The 19246-nt window shown below is 45.5% G+C and carries 17 protein-coding genes; 1 reads left to right on the top strand and 16 read right to left on the bottom strand.

Going from position 1 to position 19246, the window contains the following annotated elements:
* Positions 1-43 precede the first annotated feature (43 nt).
* The 6 genes from ABEW73_RS10910 to ABEW73_RS10885 all read right to left on the bottom strand — a co-directional run bounded on the left by ABEW73_RS10910 (position 44) and on the right by ABEW73_RS10885 (position 6872).
* Positions 44-1390, bottom strand: coding sequence for a lytic polysaccharide monooxygenase (locus tag ABEW73_RS10910; RefSeq protein ID WP_430167559.1), 1347 nt, complete (start codon positions 1388-1390; stop codon positions 44-46).
* A 1490-nt stretch (positions 1391-2880) separates the two neighbouring features.
* Entirely contained in the window at positions 2881-3639 is a 759-nt protein-coding gene (locus tag ABEW73_RS10905) for an ABC transporter permease (RefSeq protein ID WP_430167552.1), read from the bottom strand.
* Positions 3636-4385 (bottom strand): ABC transporter permease, encoded by a 750-nt coding sequence (locus ABEW73_RS10900; protein ID WP_430167550.1) that lies wholly within the window; start codon positions 4383-4385, stop codon positions 3636-3638. Before ABEW73_RS10900 ends, ABEW73_RS10905 begins: the two co-directional genes overlap by 4 nt.
* Positions 4382-5104 carry an ABC transporter ATP-binding protein gene (locus ABEW73_RS10895; protein ID WP_430167548.1) on the bottom strand — a complete coding sequence of 241 codons (723 nt, stop codon included), beginning with the start codon at positions 5102-5104 and terminating at the stop codon, positions 4382-4384. The genes ABEW73_RS10900 and ABEW73_RS10895 overlap by 4 nt, the downstream gene beginning before the upstream one ends.
* A gap of 83 nt (positions 5105-5187) precedes the next feature.
* Positions 5188-6198, bottom strand: coding sequence for a histidine kinase dimerization/phospho-acceptor domain-containing protein (locus tag ABEW73_RS10890; protein WP_430167546.1), 1011 nt, complete (start codon positions 6196-6198; stop codon positions 5188-5190).
* Complete coding sequence (locus ABEW73_RS10885) at positions 6195-6872, bottom strand: response regulator transcription factor (RefSeq protein ID WP_430167544.1); 678 nt, start codon at positions 6870-6872, stop codon at positions 6195-6197. Before ABEW73_RS10885 ends, ABEW73_RS10890 begins: the two co-directional genes overlap by 4 nt.
* A gap of 226 nt (positions 6873-7098) precedes the next feature.
* Between ABEW73_RS10885 and ABEW73_RS10880 the strand changes: the two genes are divergently transcribed.
* Positions 7099-7287 (top strand): YjfB family protein, encoded by a 189-nt coding sequence (locus ABEW73_RS10880; RefSeq protein ID WP_430167541.1) that lies wholly within the window; start codon positions 7099-7101, stop codon positions 7285-7287.
* A 26-nt stretch (positions 7288-7313) separates the two neighbouring features.
* On the opposite strand, the gene ABEW73_RS10875 is transcribed toward ABEW73_RS10880, so the two are convergent.
* The 10 genes from ABEW73_RS10875 to ABEW73_RS10830 form a co-directional block, all read right to left on the bottom strand.
* Positions 7314-8051 (bottom strand): HAD family hydrolase, encoded by a 738-nt coding sequence (locus ABEW73_RS10875; protein ID WP_430167540.1) that lies wholly within the window; start codon positions 8049-8051, stop codon positions 7314-7316.
* A gap of 71 nt (positions 8052-8122) precedes the next feature.
* Complete coding sequence (locus tag ABEW73_RS10870; RefSeq protein WP_430167537.1) at positions 8123-9172, bottom strand: zinc-dependent alcohol dehydrogenase; 1050 nt, start codon at positions 9170-9172, stop codon at positions 8123-8125.
* A gap of 100 nt (positions 9173-9272) precedes the next feature.
* Positions 9273-10511 (bottom strand): aspartate aminotransferase family protein, encoded by a 1239-nt coding sequence (locus ABEW73_RS10865; RefSeq protein WP_430167534.1) that lies wholly within the window; start codon positions 10509-10511, stop codon positions 9273-9275.
* Between the two features lie 90 nt (positions 10512-10601).
* Positions 10602-11810, bottom strand: a complete 1209-nt coding sequence (locus ABEW73_RS10860) for an MFS transporter (RefSeq protein WP_430167531.1) — start codon at positions 11808-11810, stop codon at positions 10602-10604.
* 606 nt (positions 11811-12416) lie between these two features.
* Complete coding sequence (locus ABEW73_RS10855) at positions 12417-13340, bottom strand: alpha/beta hydrolase (protein ID WP_430167528.1); 924 nt, start codon at positions 13338-13340, stop codon at positions 12417-12419.
* 643 nt (positions 13341-13983) lie between these two features.
* On the bottom strand, positions 13984-14811 hold the full coding sequence (locus ABEW73_RS10850) for an energy-coupling factor ABC transporter ATP-binding protein (protein ID WP_430167525.1): 828 nt from the start codon (positions 14809-14811) through the stop codon (positions 13984-13986).
* Positions 14811-15665, bottom strand: a complete 855-nt coding sequence (locus tag ABEW73_RS10845; RefSeq protein WP_430167523.1) for an energy-coupling factor ABC transporter ATP-binding protein — start codon at positions 15663-15665, stop codon at positions 14811-14813. The genes ABEW73_RS10850 and ABEW73_RS10845 overlap by 1 nt, the downstream gene beginning before the upstream one ends.
* Positions 15662-16402, bottom strand: coding sequence for an energy-coupling factor transporter transmembrane component T (locus ABEW73_RS10840; RefSeq protein ID WP_430167521.1), 741 nt, complete (start codon positions 16400-16402; stop codon positions 15662-15664). Before ABEW73_RS10840 ends, ABEW73_RS10845 begins: the two co-directional genes overlap by 4 nt.
* A complete protein-coding gene (locus ABEW73_RS10835; protein ID WP_007432050.1) occupies positions 16399-17022 on the bottom strand; it encodes an ECF transporter S component in 624 nt (207 codons plus the stop codon). The genes ABEW73_RS10840 and ABEW73_RS10835 overlap by 4 nt, the downstream gene beginning before the upstream one ends.
* A gap of 14 nt (positions 17023-17036) precedes the next feature.
* Positions 17037-19172 (bottom strand): ADP-ribosylglycohydrolase family protein, encoded by a 2136-nt coding sequence (locus ABEW73_RS10830; protein ID WP_430167518.1) that lies wholly within the window; start codon positions 19170-19172, stop codon positions 17037-17039.
* Positions 19173-19246: the final 74 nt, after the last annotated feature.

The following is a 19246-nucleotide window of genomic DNA, read 5'->3' as shown; positions in this document are numbered from 1 at the left end:
CTCTTTGCAAGCGGCGGGCTTCCTGCTCTTCTAAAGCATGCGTTTACGGTTGTAGCTGCCAGAGCGCGGGCACGTTACTCGGCTCCCAACCCGGTAAGGAGGTGTGGGCCTGGATGCATTTGTACACCTTGCCGCTATAGGATACGAGCGCATTGGCCTCATAAGCGGTATTTGGTGCCCATGGCGTTGCACTCGGACCGTCAGGCGTTGTCACCGTCACGGCATTGCTGTCGCCAGATTCATTGTTCGACGGGTCGAAAGCGCGGACCGTAAACGTATATTGCGAGTTCGGCGACAAACCGGTAACGACCTTCTCGGTTGCCGTTCCAGTGACAGTAGCGATCACCGTGTTGCCGTTGTAAATCCGGTAACCAGCGATGCCGGAATCATCTGTGGATGCATTCCACATCAACGTGACTGACGTCGACGTCGGGGTGCCCATCACATGCAAGCCGGATGGGTTGGTCGGCGGTGTCACGTCAACCGGTAACTGCGTGGTCGTAAACTGGACACTATTGCTGCTCGGCGACCGATTGCCGGAAGCGTCGAACGCCTTCACAGATACGTTATAAGTCGTGCCTGCTAATAGATTGGTGAGATTGGTACTCGTCTGATTGGCAGGTACTGTGGCGATGACATTGACTCCGTTGTACACCTCATAACCGGTGACAGCTTTATTATCCGTCGAGGCCCCCCAAGTCAGCGTGGCCGTCGTTGTGCCAACGTTGCTGACGGCCAAATTAGTCGGCGCCGTAGGCGCAATGTTGTCGCCAGGACCGAATTGAGCATCGATGACGATGTACCAGGCATTTTGGGTATCTGCGATATCCCACACGCCGAGGATGACATTGTAACCGTCTCTTTGCGGCACGTTGCAGGTATGGGTTAACGTGGCCGGCGGCTGCTGGCCATTCCCGTTAATCGTGCAGAACGGAGTCAGATCAAACTGGGCGCGGGTCAACGGTGCATTGGGGTTCCAATCCGGCTTGGTGATGAAATAACGGTAGCTTGTCGTGGCATGACGAGCGGTAAAAATCCAAGTGAAGTTGTTGGTGCCGCTCGTCATGTTCACCTTGTTCCAGCGCGTAGCTGATTGCTGGTCAAGCTGAGCGAAGCCGGCGAGTCCGGCGCTGGCGATTTTGCCATCAGGAGGTCCGGCAGCAGGAAAACCTTTCGGCCCCTCCAGGCTCTGAGGCTCATAGATGATCGGGCCGCAGTTGGTATTCAATCCATTTTTACACTGGATCGCCCGGCTGGCCGGATCATTAATGTATCCGTGGGCTGACACGGTCTTCGAGAACGCGAACATACAAGCGAATACGAGCAGCAATCCGCCGCCAATCAGCATGAATCGTAGGATGAAACGGGAATCTAAACGGGTTTGAAGCATCATCACATTACCTCCCATGATTTGGTTTGGGCATGACGTGCCTTTCGTTTTTCGACACCATCTTTGCCGAAATCTTTTGAGCTGCTTCCTCTCTTGAATATGATCCTGCCAAAGCTGTCTCAACCGTTAACGTCCGGGCATCCTCTCCTTTTTAAGCCGATTTATACAAACTCCTTAGAGCTTATATACTCGTACAAAGTCATGAAAAACAATACCTAATCACATTGTGAGAAGCGTAAACAAGCGGGTTGGAAATCTCCGTGGGAAGGGGAAATTAAGCGCGAGCAACTCTGCTCTACTATATAGGATCAGCTATGTAAACTGCTGATGAATGCTGACATTCATAGCGCGAAAACTATGTAGAGATCAACCAAGTAAGTGCGCCTACTAGGTAAAGAAATGGAGGGTATTGGAATCATGTCTTAATATGGAGGAATCTGTGGCATAATAGAGTTTCGTCGCAATTGGAGTCGTGTTAGCGGAGTGTCATGAAGCCAAGTGAAGTTGATGTATGGGTCAGACATCAGACTGAAAAGAAAGATATATTACCAGTTATCGATTGTTTATATTGTTGAATAATAACCATTTCTTGTCAAGGGTGTAATTTATCCACTCATTGCTCCGGGGTGAAAGAGTTCAAATTATCAGTATATTACTAATGCCTGGTGTCGGCTGTTTTAAACTAGTTGAGCATAATATCGTTGATCTTTTATGTAGTATCCGATCCTTTTCGATTTTTGCGTGGTGAAGCCAACTGTCGAACATATCCGGCTAGCCGACAGGAGGCGAGAAATCGGGGAATTGCATTTGATTGATAAACTGTCGTCTGTTTCTGGAACTCTAGATTCTTCAAATACCTGTTCATTACAAGTGCAACGAAAATCCATTTTAAATATACTTTCATGTTAAGTGACCCCATTACATGCGTTCGGCTTATTAACGTGCTGAAAAATCAAAGTTGATTTTTTTTAATCTTTCAAGGTGTGGTTTCAACTTCCCTAGCATCAACGCTTTATAATTCTCCGCTAGATAAAACATGTGAGCTGCGTCGTTATCCTTAAACGACGTAATTGTCTTATTTATCTCATAGAGCTCTGTAGCAAGCGACCGCAAGGTTTCTCTAGTCTTGGTGTCTATCGTTTTAGGATTAGACTTCCAATACGAATAGCTTATATCGTATAACGACCACCATATTCTCGCCTCACGAGCAAGAATAAACATGTCCAGCTGCTCATCCGTTGTCATTGCCGCATTATTTACAAAATGCTTAGGAACAGCATGGTTAATGTAGGTATCGCTAAATTCAATGAATGTTGATATTTGATCATCCCGATAAAAAAAGCCGCTAAATTAGCGACTTTCTATGGGAACATGTTCTTGTCCCCCGACATCTATGCTGCCCGTCACTTTCAATAAAAAAGGAACAGCTGCCGAACCACGGCATTCTGCTCCACTATTGAACTATCGCGTCCCGAAAAATGTTGGAACACCTAGGCATCTCGTTTACGGTAAAATACAATAGCTACTGTAATAAAGATCAGTGTCCATAACATTGAAACACCTGTCCCTTGCATGGGTGTAAGGGTATTTATTTCATCAGAGGAAGGCGGCATATACATATAGAATCCTGCCGTATCCGGAAAATAATTTTTAAACCTAAGCAGATAATCTCTCGTCAATGGACTGACAACAAAATAATATCCAAGCAGTATCACTAATGCAGGAGTGGTTCGTCTTAATAAAGCACCTATAGCTGCACTGAGAAGTGTGGTTAATGTTAGATAGCCTGTTGCACCTACTAATGCTTCTATCATTGTGTCTATTTCAAACCCTACTGCTGTGTCGCTCATCCTAATAAAAGTATATAGTACACCTGATGCAGCAATAATAAAAGCCGCGGGAACGGTTAAAATTGCCAATGCCAAATGCTTCGTGGTTAATTGAAACCCACGCCAAGGTATCGTAGTTAATGTAGTTCGAATCTGTCCACCGGTATACTCCGAACAAGTAGCTAAGATCCCAAGAATAATGAACCCAGCTTGAAGATATCTCATAGAAGCAAGCCCTATATTCAATATACTTTCCGTCCCTGCTGCACCTTGCAGACCAACAGAAGTAAAAGCTGCGGCTAAAAGTAAATTAAGAATGAATGTACCCGTAAGAGTGAGCCATGTCAATGGTAATGTTACTAATTTATCCAGTTCAGCACGAAGGATTTGTGTTATCTTTCTATTAGAAGGGACACTCATGCTGCAACGTCCCTCCTATGGAATACAATAGCTGCAGCAATGAAAAGAACGACTACCCAGGCAGACATGACTATGCCGCCTGTGAACGGGGTGAGAAATCTGTCGCTCAGAAACATAAACATTTCAAGGCCAGCCCGATCCGGTAAGTATAACGCTAACTTTGTAACCTTAGAAAGCAGGAAACTAAATGATACAACGGATGTATTTATGATGAGCACAGCAAGCGGGATAATTCCATTCTTTGTCAGAACAGTAATTCCAAATGCTATAAGAGCAGTGAATGTCCAGTAACAAACTACACCGAGCAGTTTAGACCATTCAAATGCAGGGGTATACTCACCAAGAACAAGATGCGTGGCTGACACAGTTGTCATTATAGCAACAATACAAAGCAGTATACTGGTTACGGTCACAGCGCCTGCTTTTGCCAGCAAAAAATGAAGTCTTGATGAAACAACCGTTAAACTTGTTGTAATCTGTTGTCCTCCGCCAGATTCACTGCTTTCTGTCAAATACTCGCTGCTGACAGCAAGCACACCAAGAATGATGACACCTTGTACACCAAGAGCTAATCCAATATAGCCAACTTCCAATAGCCGTGTGCTAACGCCAGCTATAATCTCCTCTTTTTGTGCTGTACTGTCCAAGGCCGCAATGACCGCTGGGGCAAATGCTCCAATAAGAAAGGCAAGCCAAATGCCCGGCAGGGAGAACAATTTAGATATTTCCGCGTTGAATGCTCTCATACAACATCACCTGCATTTTCAGATGTCAGGGCAAAAAAGGCTTCCTCCAGCGTGGAATGGTTACCTATTACTTCTTCCAATGTTCCATCTGCAACGATTGTTCCATGCTTAATAATCACTACATCATCAACCGTCTCTGCAAGCTCCCCCATTAGATGACTGGATAGTAACACCGTATTTCCAGACTCAGCACGTTCACGTAAGAATGTCCGAATCCACCGAATTCCTTCCGGGTCGAGCCCGTTTACGGGTTCATCTAAAATCAATATTTTGGGATCACCAAGTAGTGCAGCTGCCATGCCAAGCCTTCTCCCCATACCAAGGGAATACTTCCCAACTCTTTTCCCAGCTGCATTCGTAAGACCTACGATTTCCAGAACTTCCTCGACACGTGAGCGAGGCAATCCTGTGGCACGAGCAATCCAACGCAAATGTGCCCGTCCTGTGCGCATACGATGAGCTCCAAATCCATCAAGTGCGGCACCTACTGTTGCTAGAGGATTATGTAATTCCGCGAATGGCTTGCCATTAATGAGTGCACTCCCTGAAGTGGCACGATCTAATCCAAGCAGGATGCGAAGTGTAGAACTTTTACCTGCTCCATTTGGACCTAAAAAACCAGTCACTCTGCCAGGTCTCGCTTTAAAACTGATACCTGATAAGATTTGTTGAGTTCCGCGATGTTTGACTAAGTTATTAATGGTAAGCAACCATAACACTCCCTTTCTGTTATGGCTCTCATTATAAAGAAGCAAAGTTACATCTCGGTTATCATGGTGTTTACTTCTAGGTTACCTTTAGGTTACGCTCTACCAATAGCTACTCTTGTGCCATTTTCATTTGATGTAAAGTCAGCTTTCAGCTTCATTTTTTTCAACATATAATTTGAAGTCGATAAACCAATCCCTGCCCCATGCTCATAGGAAGAGTTATCCAAACCTGGACCTCTGTCTGTAATAATGATCTGTTCTTTTTCTACATCTACCACAATGTTTGCATATTTCCCTTCTGCTGCATGGCGAAGAATATTTTGAAATAAATTATCCAAAACCCGTGTCATCCAATTAGGATCTGCTTCCCAATAAAAAGTCTCCTCTCCCGGTAAATCAACATCAAGCTGAATTTCTTTTTCTTCAAATACAGGATACCACGCAGCAACAGATGCTCTTACTAGACGTCCAATATCTATTGAAACGGGCACAAAAGGATGTTTTCCTGAGGTAAGCAATGTATAGGACAGTAAATCATCCATTAGATCTCCGACTCTTGTAATCGTATGGTTGATCTCTGTTAACGAGTTTTGTCCTTCTAAGCTCATGGATTCTTTATTTAAACGGGTGACATGTCCTCTCAAAATGGTAAGTGGCGTTCGTAAGTCGTGAGATAAATTCGCAATGAGTCGATGTCGTAATAATTCCTCTTCAAATGCTCGTTTGCGACTGTCTTCAAGCTGCTGAATCATCCAATTAAAAGAAATTCCTAACTGGTCTATCTCATCCATACGATCACTTTGAACAGATATGGTTTTAGGAAATGAGTTGTTTTTAGCTGATAATGACATGACTTCCTGTAAGCGGGCGAGACGTTTTTGAAGTTTCAAGAAGAACCGCCAAGATAAGATCACAAATGCGACAATAATAAAACCAAACACTAGTACGGTAACGTAAAACAGATTTAACGTATTTACATTTTTATCATGGATATCTGAAACCCCAAAAAACGCACTGATGAAAATAATCATAATCGGAGGAAAAAAGATAAATAGAAAATGTACTTTTAGAAAACGACGAAATAATGATCTATTCTGTTTCATAGTTTCACCCGATAGCCTATTCCCTTCAACGTTTCAATAATCTCTGGGGAATCCGGATGACATTCCAGCTTTTGACGCAGTCGATGGATATGCACCATTAGTGTTTTATCACCTGTTATATAAGCTTCTTCCCAAATAGCTTCATAAATTTGTTCTTTTGTTAAAACTTGATTAGGGTGGCGTAAGAAGTACATTAAGATTTGATGCTGTTTCCCTGTTAATATAATTTCTTCTCCTGTGCGTTTGTCAAATATCATTTGGCCTTGTGGATCTACTTCAATCTGATTTCCTAATGAAATGCGTTCGGAATGTGGTCCACCCCTTCGACGGATTAATACTTCTAATCTTGCAACCAATTCATCCGTATGGAATGGTTTCGTTAAGTAGTCATCAGCAAATTGTAAACCATCTACTTTATCTTCTATCGATGTTCGAGCAGTTAACAGCAAAATAGGAACAGCAGGAGCTGCCTTCTTTAATCGTCTTCCCACAGTAAATCCGTCTAAACCGGGTAACATGATATCCAAAATAACGATTTCATGCTGATTGACTTCTCTCTCGGCTCCTTCACCAGTTAGCATCCACTGAACTGAAAACCCCCGCTGTTCCAATTCTTCCTTTACCCAACTGCCTATCTTCTCATTATCTTCAATATATAATACGTTTCTTTTCAAGTAACATCCCTCTCTCTAAATGGAGTCCACTACAGATTAACACAATATAAAAAATAGTTTCCAGTTAAGACAACTTTATCGTTCGTTAATACTGGGCCTGTCAATATCCGATGACCTATCTGGTTAATCTTCAGATGGTGAAGATGGCGATAATGGAGATGTTTTTCGGTGCTACTGCACAATTAGACTGGGGGGATTATAGAAGCAGTCGGCGAGCTTGCAAGTCATGTCAATGTCGAAAGACATGGCAGAGCAGCAAGGTCAGCAACTAACAGAAATGTTAAAGTCGGTTCCAGCTCCTCATCCCAATCTGGTGGAAGTCTGGATATTTCGGTCTAGACGATATTCAAGTTGCGTTTCTCACGTTAAATTTGCAGCAAGCCAAACCCAAACGGCTCCAATTCGAATGAATTGAAGCCGTTTGGGTTGTTTAATTTCGTCTTAGATTATCTCCAACAAGCTTGGCGATCCGCCTTCCAACGGAAGTGTATCTTTCAGCGTCCATAATTCATCGTAACTGGAAATCTGAAGGTCTGCTTTGGATAAGTCCTGGTCACCTGATCCCGGATTACAGTATCCAATGCAGCGCATGCCTGCACTTTTGGCGGCCTGAACGCCATTGCGCGAATCTTCAATGACAAGACAGTTTGAAGGGGACACTCCAATCATTTCAGCTGTAGTCAGGAAAATATCCGGAGCCGGCTTGCCGCTCTCGACTTCCTCACCTGTCATTCGGACCTCGAAGTATTTTCCAAGTCCGGTCTTGTCCATGATCAGATCGATCAGTGCACGTGGTGAGGAAGAAGCAACGGCTATCGGAATGTGCTGCTCATGCAGCCAGCTTAACCAGCGTTCCACGGAAGGCATGGCCGTCAGCTCCGGGTGAGCCAGCATCGTCTGCATCACATTATGTTGATGGTAGGCGAGGGCTTCTTCTACGGTAGCCGTCAACTGGTGCTTGTCCAACACTTTCCGCCACATCGACTCCAGTGTAACTCCGACATAGGTGTGATGTTCCACCTCCGTCATTTTTGCGCCAAAATGGGCAAAAGAGCTGCGCTCAATCTCGAAATAAATCGGTTCGCTGTCAATCAGTACGCCGTCCATGTCAAAAATGACAGCCTGAATGCTGCCATCCTTCGATTCTCCCAGTCCGTCAAACTCCTTGTTTGCTACCATGTTGTATACCTCCTCCAGGATTCTGTAAGCAATTATCTCTAATTTATCTCAATCATGGTTAACTTGCTACTTTAGATACTGGAGCCGCTGGATTGCAGCACTACTTTGATGGCATGTGAAGAAGCTTGAAGTGTGCGCCCCTGAATATCGCAGCCGAGCGTGCGGAACGCCTCTTCGTAATCCTCCAACGGGAAAGAGTGGGTGATAATTTTTTTCGCCGGGATAATCTGTTGCTCAATCATATAATGGGCTGTTGCGAATGTGCCCAAGGAGTCGATGGAGCCAATAATTTTCAGACTGCGGTCCACGACTTCCTTGGGATTGAACGATGTGTTTCCATCTCTCAGACCGACCAGCATGAGATAACCGCCACTGGCGAGTTGCGAAAGCACTTGTGTGCCCACGACGCCTGTCGTATCCACAATCATATCAACCTGATTGGTTGTGGGTGCCAACGACTCTATTGCATTTTCAAAGGATGAATGAACCTCCCAGCGCTCTGGTGCAATCGAACCAGCAATAGCTAGACGTTCTTCGGAGATGTCGACGAGACAGCCAGTGACGCCTTTGGAAGCGAGGGCGTAGCTGTATAGAATGCCAATCGGGCCTGCGCCGAGGATAATCGTTCTAAAATTCGGCAGCAGGTGGATCTGATTAATGCCCGTAAGCATACAGCTCAGCGGTTCTGTCAGGGTCGCTTCTTCATAGCTCACATGGTCCTTCAATTTATACAAAAAGCGATCCTCGGTTACATAATAATCCGTAAATGTACCGTCAGCACTCACACCTGTCTCCGTAACCGACTTATGTGTGCAGTGATTTTGTCTCCCTGTTCTGCACATCTCGCATTGCCCGCAATAATAGGTAGGATCGATGACAACCCGGTCGCCCGGTTGTAGTGTCGTTACAGCAGGGCCCACGGCAATGACTTCCCCGGCAGACTCATGACCGAGAATGACGGAAGGAACTGCATGATATTTACCGCTGACAATACCGAGGTCGGTACCGCATACGCCCGTTGCCCGGATCCGAACCAACACCTGATTATCTCTTGCGATTTCAGGAACAGGCCGTTCCTCAAGCGCTACATCCCATGCCGATTTGTATACCAAGGCTAACATGATAAAACCTCCTTATAAAAATATGAATTTAAATTCAGATGACACGCGATTGAAAGATGGTTTTGTTAGCGTAGTGTCCGAATGTAATTTGAATTACGTACTAATGAACGCTGGCAAGCACCGAATCCAGTCGCTCTACAATTTCAACCAACTCGTCTTCTGTTGTGGTAAGCGATGGTCTGACTTTAACTACGTTCCCGAAGCCGTAACGCGATCCTCTTAAAATCAGATGCTCATCCGTGAAGGCACGGTCGATAATGGCATTGGTTTTATCCGTATCCGGTTCATTATTGTCACCCACCATTTCTAATCCCCACATCAGTCCGACCCCGCGAGCTTCACCGATGCTCGGATATTTCATGGCCAAATCTTGCAGCAATCCGCCTAAAATTTCACCTTTGCGCTTCACGTCATCCAGGAATCCGGGTTCGGATACAACCTCCAGGGTCGATTTGGCAGCGGTTACGGAGATCAGATTGCTTCCTGAGGTGAAGGAATGTTCATGCTTTTCTAGTACATTCAATCGGGACTGCATCAATACCGCAGCAACAGGTACACCGATTCCGCCAAGACCCTTGGCCAGGGTAATCATGTCAGGCTGGATATCGAACAGTTCACTGGCGAACATGTATCCGGTACGTCCGATTCCCGTCTGCACTTCGTCGGCAATAAGAATGATGTTGTACTCATCACACAGCTTACGCAGGCGCTTGAAATATCCTGCAGGAGGAATAATATTGCCGCCATTGCCGAGGATCGGTTCAATGATCATGCAGGCGACTGAGCCGGAGCTCGCATATTCTATGGCATCGGAGATTGCTTCAACGCATTGATATCCGCAGTCTCCGCTTGAAGATTTGAATGGGCACCGATAGCAGTATGGTGCAGGTACATGAACGGAGTTGGCAACAGCCGAATTTGGAAACCGTTTCCGTCGGAAGGCATTTCCCGAAATCCCGGTTGCAAATTGGGTCTGCCCATGATGGGACAAATACAGGCTGATAATGTCTGTGGATTCCGTATATTTCTGTGCAATTTTGGTAGCACATTCATTTGCGGTTGAACCTGTAATATCCCGCATCCATCCGGCATTAATGTCGTTTGGGGCATATTCAATCAGATGATCGAGCACTTCATCCACATACGGTTCTGTAAAGGAGGAAGACATATGCGTCAGATTGCCGACTTGTTCCTGAATTTTACTCACGACATGCGGGTGATTGTAGCCCAGTGACAGATTGAATGTTCCGGATACGCCATCCAGATATTCAACGCCTGCATCGTCAATCAACTTAATCCCTTTTCCGGTTCTGAAACGGTTTTTGGTTAAAGTTTGCATACGATTCCCTCCATAAATGTAATGGTCTAGACTAAACGAAGATCAAAAATTCCGGATTACGTAGGCATCACCCCTCTCAAGAAGCAACGTTTACATCTCTTTACTCTGATATGCGAGAGTTCGACCTACGGAGCTGTTCCTTACGTTCCAGAGATGAGAGAGTACGAGAGTGAGGAGCAGAATCAGACAAAATGCGGCCAATATCCAGATCGTGTTCACTACAGGCCAAGCACTCATGCTCCATCCGGTTACATACTGCAGGATGGCGCCACCGATACCGCCTGATGCAATCAGGATGCTGGTTGTGCGCTCAGTCATGCCCGGGATCAGAATGTTGGCATAGACCAGTGCGATACAGAACAGTCCCGACATGAACAATCCGGTTCCGAAGATTAGAAGATATGTTGCCCATTGGCCTGTTACGAACACCATGGCAACGGCGAACAGAAGTGTACCTACCGTACTCCAGATCAGGAAAGGCATGTAGTTGACGGCCTCAGCAATTTTTCCGGAAAAAAGACGTCCGATAATCATGGCAATCCATAGGATGGATACGCTGAGTGAAGCGACAGACTCCTGTAATTGCAATCGTTCAACCAGGATGGAAGGCAAGAAGTTCATTAGGCCTAACTCGAGACCCATGTAAACGAAGAAAAAGATGACGAAGATTGTGAGCAGTCCCAGATATTTTCTGGAATACTGGGCCCTGCCCGTTGCATGGCCAACTGTGTTCTCACCAGCTTGTTTCAGATAAGAAGCAGCGGAGGTGGGCATGGTTACCCATAGCAGCATGAGAATAAGGGATAATGCGGAGACGGTATAAAACGTAAGATGCCAAAGATCCAGCCATATGTATAAGGCAGCGACTGCCGGAATGAGAAGTGCTCCTAGGGCAAAAAACACATCAAGCTTGGACATTGCGACTGCTTTCTGATTTTCCGTAAATTCTATCGTAAACGCACCTACGGATGGCTCAATGATGCCAGACCCAAACCCGACAATAATGGTTAGAAGAAGAACAACTGTCCAGGATGGCAAAAATCCGAGAATGGTATAGGCGGCCACAATACAGATCAGTGCGATGGTTAACATGGATTTTCTGCCGATGCGAGCAGTCATGGAAGGAGCAACGAGCACCCCGACAAGAAAACCGAGGAACTGCAAAAACAACAAAAACCCGCCATCACTATAACCACGCTCATAATGTGTCAATAAAACAGGTAAAAGAGCACCGAGTACAACGCTGGTTATGCCGATTAGTAGATAGAATCCGCAACTTAAGGCGAAAATTCTTCTCATGAGTTGCCCTCCTAATATGTGTATAAAATTTATATTATGTAAAAAAATGTTTCTTCCATATATAACTTATACCATAATTATGCAATTGTACATGCTTTTTATTGTGAAATAATGTTAGTTTTTGGCGGATGAATGATCTTCATTCTAATACGATTTCATGTCGAAGCTATACCTCCCTTTCCCTATATTTTTTTTGATTGTTGCTATACACTTTGATTTTGTTCTCAAAATTATAAATGCCTGTCAGTTTATCGAGTAATCAGAAAGTAGCTAAACCAGTAAGAAATAAATAAAAAAAGTCGCTAAAATAGCGACCTTCAATGGAACTATGTTCTTGTCCACCGACACCATTGTTCTAGCCTTACGTTCTTTGTATTTCATTCAATTAATAGCTATTGATTCCTGAATTAGTTGTGGTGTTATTTCTGGTCTTCCCTCGAAATTTTCCATTTATATCACTCCATTCTCTGAACGGTATACTTCCCAGTGTAACGTACTGAAATATTAGCAAAACTTGATGAACTATTGAAATACGCAATAGGATCCAAGAGAAAATGCCGACCAACACTGACGTCTCAGATTAAACACCCTCATTTTGAGTTTACTCTAATTAAATTCCTTTTTAACAAAGTCAATGAGCTTGGACTTTAATGCATCACCGTGCTCTCCCTTATGGTACATATCTGTTCCGTGATAACCGCTCTCATCCACAACTAGCTCTTTTTCAGTTGCTCCAGATGCTTGATATAATTTGCGCACTTCTTTTTCAATTGAGCCTCCATAATCACCAGGTGAAAAAACAAACAGGGATGGCGCTTTAATCTTTTTGACACCTGGAATTGCATCATGGGGCCCACATTGTGCAGGAGAAGAAAGAATGATTAGCCCCTCAATAGGCAGCTCTTGACGAACGCCTGCAATGATTGCTGTACTACCGCCACATGATGCTCCTGCCAAAAATACTTTCTTTGCACCCAATCGTTTGAGTTCGCTTAAGGCTGCATCTGCATCACGATCTATATGTTGATTATCCTCTTGAATATTCTGTGAGGCACCGTGATTACGATATTCAGGAATAACGACTAGATATCCACTGTCTGCCAGTTCAGTTCCCATGTCAAGAAAAGAGCAAATGTTATAGCCTTGCTCGTGTGCAAGCAAGATTCCTTTATCTCCGCTACCAAGCACAAGTGCCGACAGATACACCCCATCACTGGTTGTCAATGTAGTTGCTTTATCGCGTAGCTCACCTGGAACACAACTATTCACAAGATGCCCGTTAGAAGACCTCGCCGTTCGATCCGGCCAGGCAGGATCATACTCAACCGGTGGGTTTGATGGTATGTTCGTCACTTCGGCAAGTGGTGTTTCATTCCCGGTCTCGGTTGTGGGGGATGTATTTTGAGGTAGACTAGTTGAAGAATGATCTTCATTTGACGATACAGGCATTTCTGCGGAGCATCCTGTAATGGTTACTAACAAAACGAGCAAGACAAGTACCATTTTTGTTTCTTTAAAAGATACAATCATAGATTTTCCATACCTCCAACTTTCACTGAATTTACAACAGAGTGTTCTATTATCACTTTGAATTAACGTCTGGTTGTACTTCGATTGTGGGGATCGACACCGTTTCTTCCAGCTCGTTATAACAAAAATGTCTATCAACATACTTTCTCAGTACAGACTTTAGCAGAAGTTTTTTTGCGAGATAAGGATGCCAAGCCTCGGATGTTTATACTTTCTTCTACACGTTTAGAGTCTGGGAATGAACAGCGATTTTTCTTCTCCAAAACAATACGAAAATCAATTTTTAGTTTCATATATTTAATATAGTCCAGAGATATCATCGTTTATTGAACAAATTGTCAACAAATTGTCTCCGAGTTTCAATCAGTTAGATATTTATCTAATCGGTAATCGGACCATGTTCTTGCCCCTCGACAATAATTCCCCAACTGCAACTTCTCGTATCCTCTGGCTTAACTTGGAACTACTGCAGCGAAGCAACTGGCATGAAAAAGGAGAAGGTCAATTGACCCTCTCCTACGTAATCTAGACACCTTCTTCAAAATCGTCACCATCTTTTATGGAGATGACTTGAACATTTCCTCAGCTCCATCAAAGCACAGTCATCATTTTCCCCATCCACAACACAGTGGGGAAGTATTTATTACATGGAATCCATTCTCTCTAGAACCTGTCCACTGCCGTACTCCACAAATTCGTCCACGGTAACAATCTGGCCGGGCCAATACAATGCGGACGCCAGTTGACTTACAGGCGGGGCCTGGATATGGCTTTCCTGCATCAGCGCAGGCTGCCAAAAGATTTCTTTCGCGGTACTGTCCGAAAGGACATGTCCATTCGCCATGACAACAACCCGTTCGAAATGATTCGCCACATAAGTCATATCATGTGTAATCGTAATGACGGTTTTATCTTTTCCTGTCAGATAATCAATGATACGAGTCAGCCGGTCCAATGAACGGGCATCCTGCCCTGCTGTCGGCTCGTCCAGAATAATGACCTTGCTCTGCATTGCAATAACCGCTGCAATGGTCACAAACTTACGCATCGAATAAGGAAGACTGTAAGGATGCAGAGTCGCATATTCCGTCAGTTCTGTCAGTTCCAGTGCCGTGGCGATTATTTTCTTGGCCTCTGCAGCATCAACGTTGAGGTGCCGCGTGCTGAAAGCAACCTCTTCGTAAATGGTCTCATGGAACAGCTGATCATCGGGATTTTGAAAAACGTATCCGACCTTCGCAGAAATTTGAGCCGTTGTGTGCTCTTTCGTATCCCATCCATCAACGGTGACGGTCCCTAATGAAGGCTTCAAAAGTCCGTTCATCAGCTTCACGGCGGTTGTCTTGCCGGCTCCGTTTTGTCCAATAATGGCTGCCTTTTCCCCTGCCTGGAAGGACATCGAAATATGATCAACCGCGTTTGTACCGTTCGGATAACGGAAAGAAACCTGATCCAAGGTTAATATAGCCATTATTCAGTCCCCCCTTTTTTTAGCTGAGAAAATACATGTTCTGCTTGCTTCCGGGTAATGGGAACCTGATTGGTGCCCCCCTCCCCGAGCAGTCTCAGTCCCACCTCGGCATATTGAGGCAGTGAACCCCCGTGCTCCATGACTTTCGGATTGCTTAGGATCGACTGGGTGTCTCCCTGCATAACGACTTGTCCGTCTTCCATCACGATGATCTGATCTGCATATTCTGCAATCCATTCCATCTTATGCTCCACAAGAATGATGGTCTTTCCCCGTTGCTTCATAAGATCGATAATACGGAAGATTTCCTCGGTGCCCTGTGGATCAAGCTGAGATGTCGGTTCATCGATAATGATCACCTCAGGGTCCATGACGATCACAGAGGCAAAAGCCACCCGCTGCTTCTGCCCGCCGGATAGTTCCGTTGGATTAGACTCCGCGATCTTCTCCAGCTTCAGCAATGCAATCACGTCTTCAACTTTCTTGCGGATTTCAGCGGGTTCCACCCCTAAATTTTCCAACCCATAGGCAATTTCCTCGAACACTGTCTCTTTGGCGCCACTAATCTGTGTAAAGGGATTCTGAAATAGGTAGCCGATCCGGGAGGCAATGTCCGCCAACTCGTATTGCAGCAGATTTTTCCCGTAAAGCTGCACTTCCCCTTCCAGCTCTCCATTATAGAAATGGGGAATAAAACCTCTGAACACGCTGCACAGCGTCGTTTTCCCTGCTCCGTTTGCACCGATGACAGCGTAAAAAACGCCAGCTTCAATGTTCAGCGTCACCTGCTTCAAGGATTTCCAATTGTTAATGGGGTATCTGTACGATACATTTTTCATGGACAACAGGCTCATCCTATAACCCCCTTCCAGATGATCAATACAAGCATCAGCAGCAGCACGATCCTTACAATCGTATCCAGCGGCCCTTTGGGCAATACAGTAACATTCGTTTTTTTACGCTGGGTCGTAAACGCACGGGATTCCAGTGTAATTACGCGTTCCTGTGTATTCTCAAAAGACGAGATGATCAAGGTGCCAAGCACGGGGACGATGGCTTTGGCCCGGATCTTCAGGCTTCCTTCCGTCTCCACCCCGCGCGAACGTTGGGCATCCATAATGACATTCAGCTGTTTCCGCATCTGCGGAATGATTTGCAGAGTAGACATAATCACGTAAGTGACCTTCTTCGGCGTTCCCATTTTTTCCAGGGCGATAATCAGATCTTTCGTCTTTGTGATTTGGAAGAACAAGATAATCGAAGCTGTGATGGCAACGATCTTGGATGTTAATAGCAGACTGTAGTTCAAACCCTCCAGTTTCAGACTGAATATCCAGCCTGCCCAGAGAACCGTTTCACCAGGGTAGAAGAAGCCTTGAATAATAAAAATAAAGAGCACGATCAGTGTAACACCTTTAAAAAACAGACTGCAAAAGCCTTGGAAGACGCCAGCCAGCAAGGCAATGACCATACATATCGGAAGAATGGCATATTGATAAGCATACCCCGGTACGATCAGAATGGAGATGATTACAAAAAGTACACCCAGCAGCTTGGTTGTCGGATAGAGTTCAAGAATGGACTTTTTCACTTCACCTGATCTCCCTTCCGGTTCATTTTTTTGGAACGCATATAAATGTCGCCGTAATGCATCTTAGATAGGAACTGTGGAGTCATTTTATATACAATCAAGGAGCTTGCCAGGATAGCCAGCACTTTATCTACAACACCGAGCAGCAGAGTTTGCGAAAATACGGCGGTCCAAATCTGCTTGCCCGTGGCCAGCAATGTGGCCATCACGATATCACCACTTTGGCCCGTTACTCCTCCAAACAAAATGACTTGAATCGGACTGGACGTTGCCGAAGAGACGACGGCAATCAATAGGCCGGAAACGATGATTCTCCAGGGCTTGACTAGCATCCGATACTTGGACAGGTAACCTGCGGTCAATCCGATCGCCATCGATGTGATGGCAAAAGGGATCGACACCGGATTCAGCATCCCATTCACGACGTTGCCAAGTCCCCCTGTCACCAATCCCACCCACGGCCCTGCGACCATAGCTACAATACATGTCCCAATTACATCCAAATAAATCGGCATTTTCAAAATGGTCATTAACTGATAAGCCACAACATTAATCGCAACCCCAATAGGAATCATTGTAATCGCCAGCAGTGTAAAATCTTTTTTCAGACCCCGTTTCATAGTTACCCTTCTTTCTATCGTCTATTGGGATGGATGTGGTAATCGACATAAGCGGTTCGGCTGCTGTCCATCGTTATGAATCCAACTTGACCGCTCACATACGGGTTCTCATGGTCGGTATAGTCCAGCAGAAGTTCTCCGTCTACAGAAATGGAATAACGATTTCCTGCTGCGATGACTGAAATCCGATAATCTGCACCGTGCTGCCAAATGAAAGGAGCCTCCTGCAAAGGACGCCAATTCGTTCCTTCTTTTTTCATCAGAGCCAGCTGGCCTTGCTTGAGCACCGCTGCATAACTTCGAGCTGCCCCCTGAACCCGGAACAGTATCCCGTGGGACAAGCCGATGACCGGACGAATTGCAGCCTCATACGTGTAATCCCTAAAATAATGGGCCCCTGTGTAGGCTTCTGCAGATTCTCCAGCCCCGCTTCCCGTTAGAAGCCCGTTCTCCAATGTCCATAAGCCGCGGAGATGGGTCAGCTGTCTGACCTCCTGACGTAATGTCGGCCATACCTCCAGCTGTTCGGAAGCAAAAGAAATGTCGATCTCAGGCTCGCCCCATAATTGAACATCATCGATATAAGCCGTTAATGACTTCGGTTGCCCAAAAATTTCAGCCAGCGGAATCCATTCCACGCCAACCTCCGACAATATGGCCCCCGGGATCCGCGGAACCTTCCAGGTTAGCGTCGTCCATTTCTCAACTGGCAATACCGTCCGCTCCCCATATACCCGGGTTCCATCCTGAAGGTTGTGCGCATAAAGACGTACGGCGACCAGCTCCTCATCTCCCTGCGAAATGTACACACTCATGGAAACGCTTTGCCCTGGATAAAATACCGGTGTAAAGCTTGGGTCATAACGGCTGTCATTAAAATCCTCCGGTGTGTAGTACGTCTTGAGATAGGTCCGGTAGCTCTCTCCCCCTACTAACGAGCTTATAGTCACCTGAAGAGAACGTTTTCCACTGAAGGCGATCCTGTCCGTATTTTTACATACCATCGTCACAGGCAATCCTTGCGGATAATGATTACGGAAGGCATGCGTGGAGCCAGGAAGTTCGAAATCAAAATGCGCGTGTACCCCCGGCTTGTCCGGCAGTTCCTGTCCCAGAAAATACCTTTTGGAAATCGCAGCCGTCTGCCCGGCAACAGAAGCAATGTCCTGAATGTTTCGGGAGCCCACAACACTGGAAGCGCATACAAAGTCATTGATCGGTGCTGTCCACTGCTCACCAATACCGGTTAATCCCGTTAAAATTCCCACGATGGCTCCGACATTGCCGACATTGCAATCTGTGTCCCATCCGCACATGTTGGTGATATTTATAGAATTGGAAAAATCGCCATCCCCATATAGCAGCCCCAACACAACTACAGCTGTGTTCGGAATGATGTGGCATATGCCCGGATAACGATCATACCCGTAATGGCTTTGAATATAGCGGAAGCATGCCCGCCAGTCCTGAGGTTGTTCGTTATGAAAACGGATAATACCCTTGACAACCTCACTGTAACTGCTGTCTTCAGGAATCGCTGTGAGTGCCCGCTGAATGACTTCTTTTACCGAGGAAGACTCAAATGCTGCAGCACAGCAGGCTGCCACAAATCGCCCTCCATAAATCCCGTTGCGGTCATGGGATACGGATGACATCTTCTCGGCCAGATCCGCTGCTGCCTCTGTGTCACCCGGGGCCAGAAAACCCCAGATATCACTAAAAATTTGACCGCCGATCTGCTCCGCCACCGCTTGCGAATTCTGCTCCTGTGATCCCGATTGCGGAGCTGTCATTCCATGCTTCAAATTAAGGTAAGCGGTATGCTCTGTGGATATACCATAACCTCCCCACCAGAAAAAACCGTGACCATCCGCAATGTAGTTCAACCATACCTTGGCCATGTCCTCTGCGGTGACTTTTTGATGAAGAGGTAAATCTGCCAAAGCGTTCATAAAAAAAAGCGGTCCATTAATGTCATCGTCAGCCGCAAAATTTTTAAAATCATATAAATAATCCGTGATCTCTCCAAAAGCCCTTTCAATCCGTTCATACGTCCAATTTTCAATATTCGCACCATGACGTACGCCAATCACTTTACCAAGCCATCCTGCATACACGCGTTCTATATAATCCGCATGGTAAGCAACCATCCCCAAGCCCTCCTTGATCTTAAAAGTTTCATATCCTGCTACTGTTCGGTGAATGGTGGTTCCTATCACCATCA

The organism is Paenibacillus lautus (assembly GCF_050482385.1).
Taxonomy (GTDB): domain Bacteria; phylum Bacillota; class Bacilli; order Paenibacillales; family Paenibacillaceae; genus Paenibacillus_AQ; species Paenibacillus_AQ lautus_B.
Note: the sequence above shows the minus strand (reverse complement) of the source record. Positions and strands in the feature narration are given on the sequence as shown.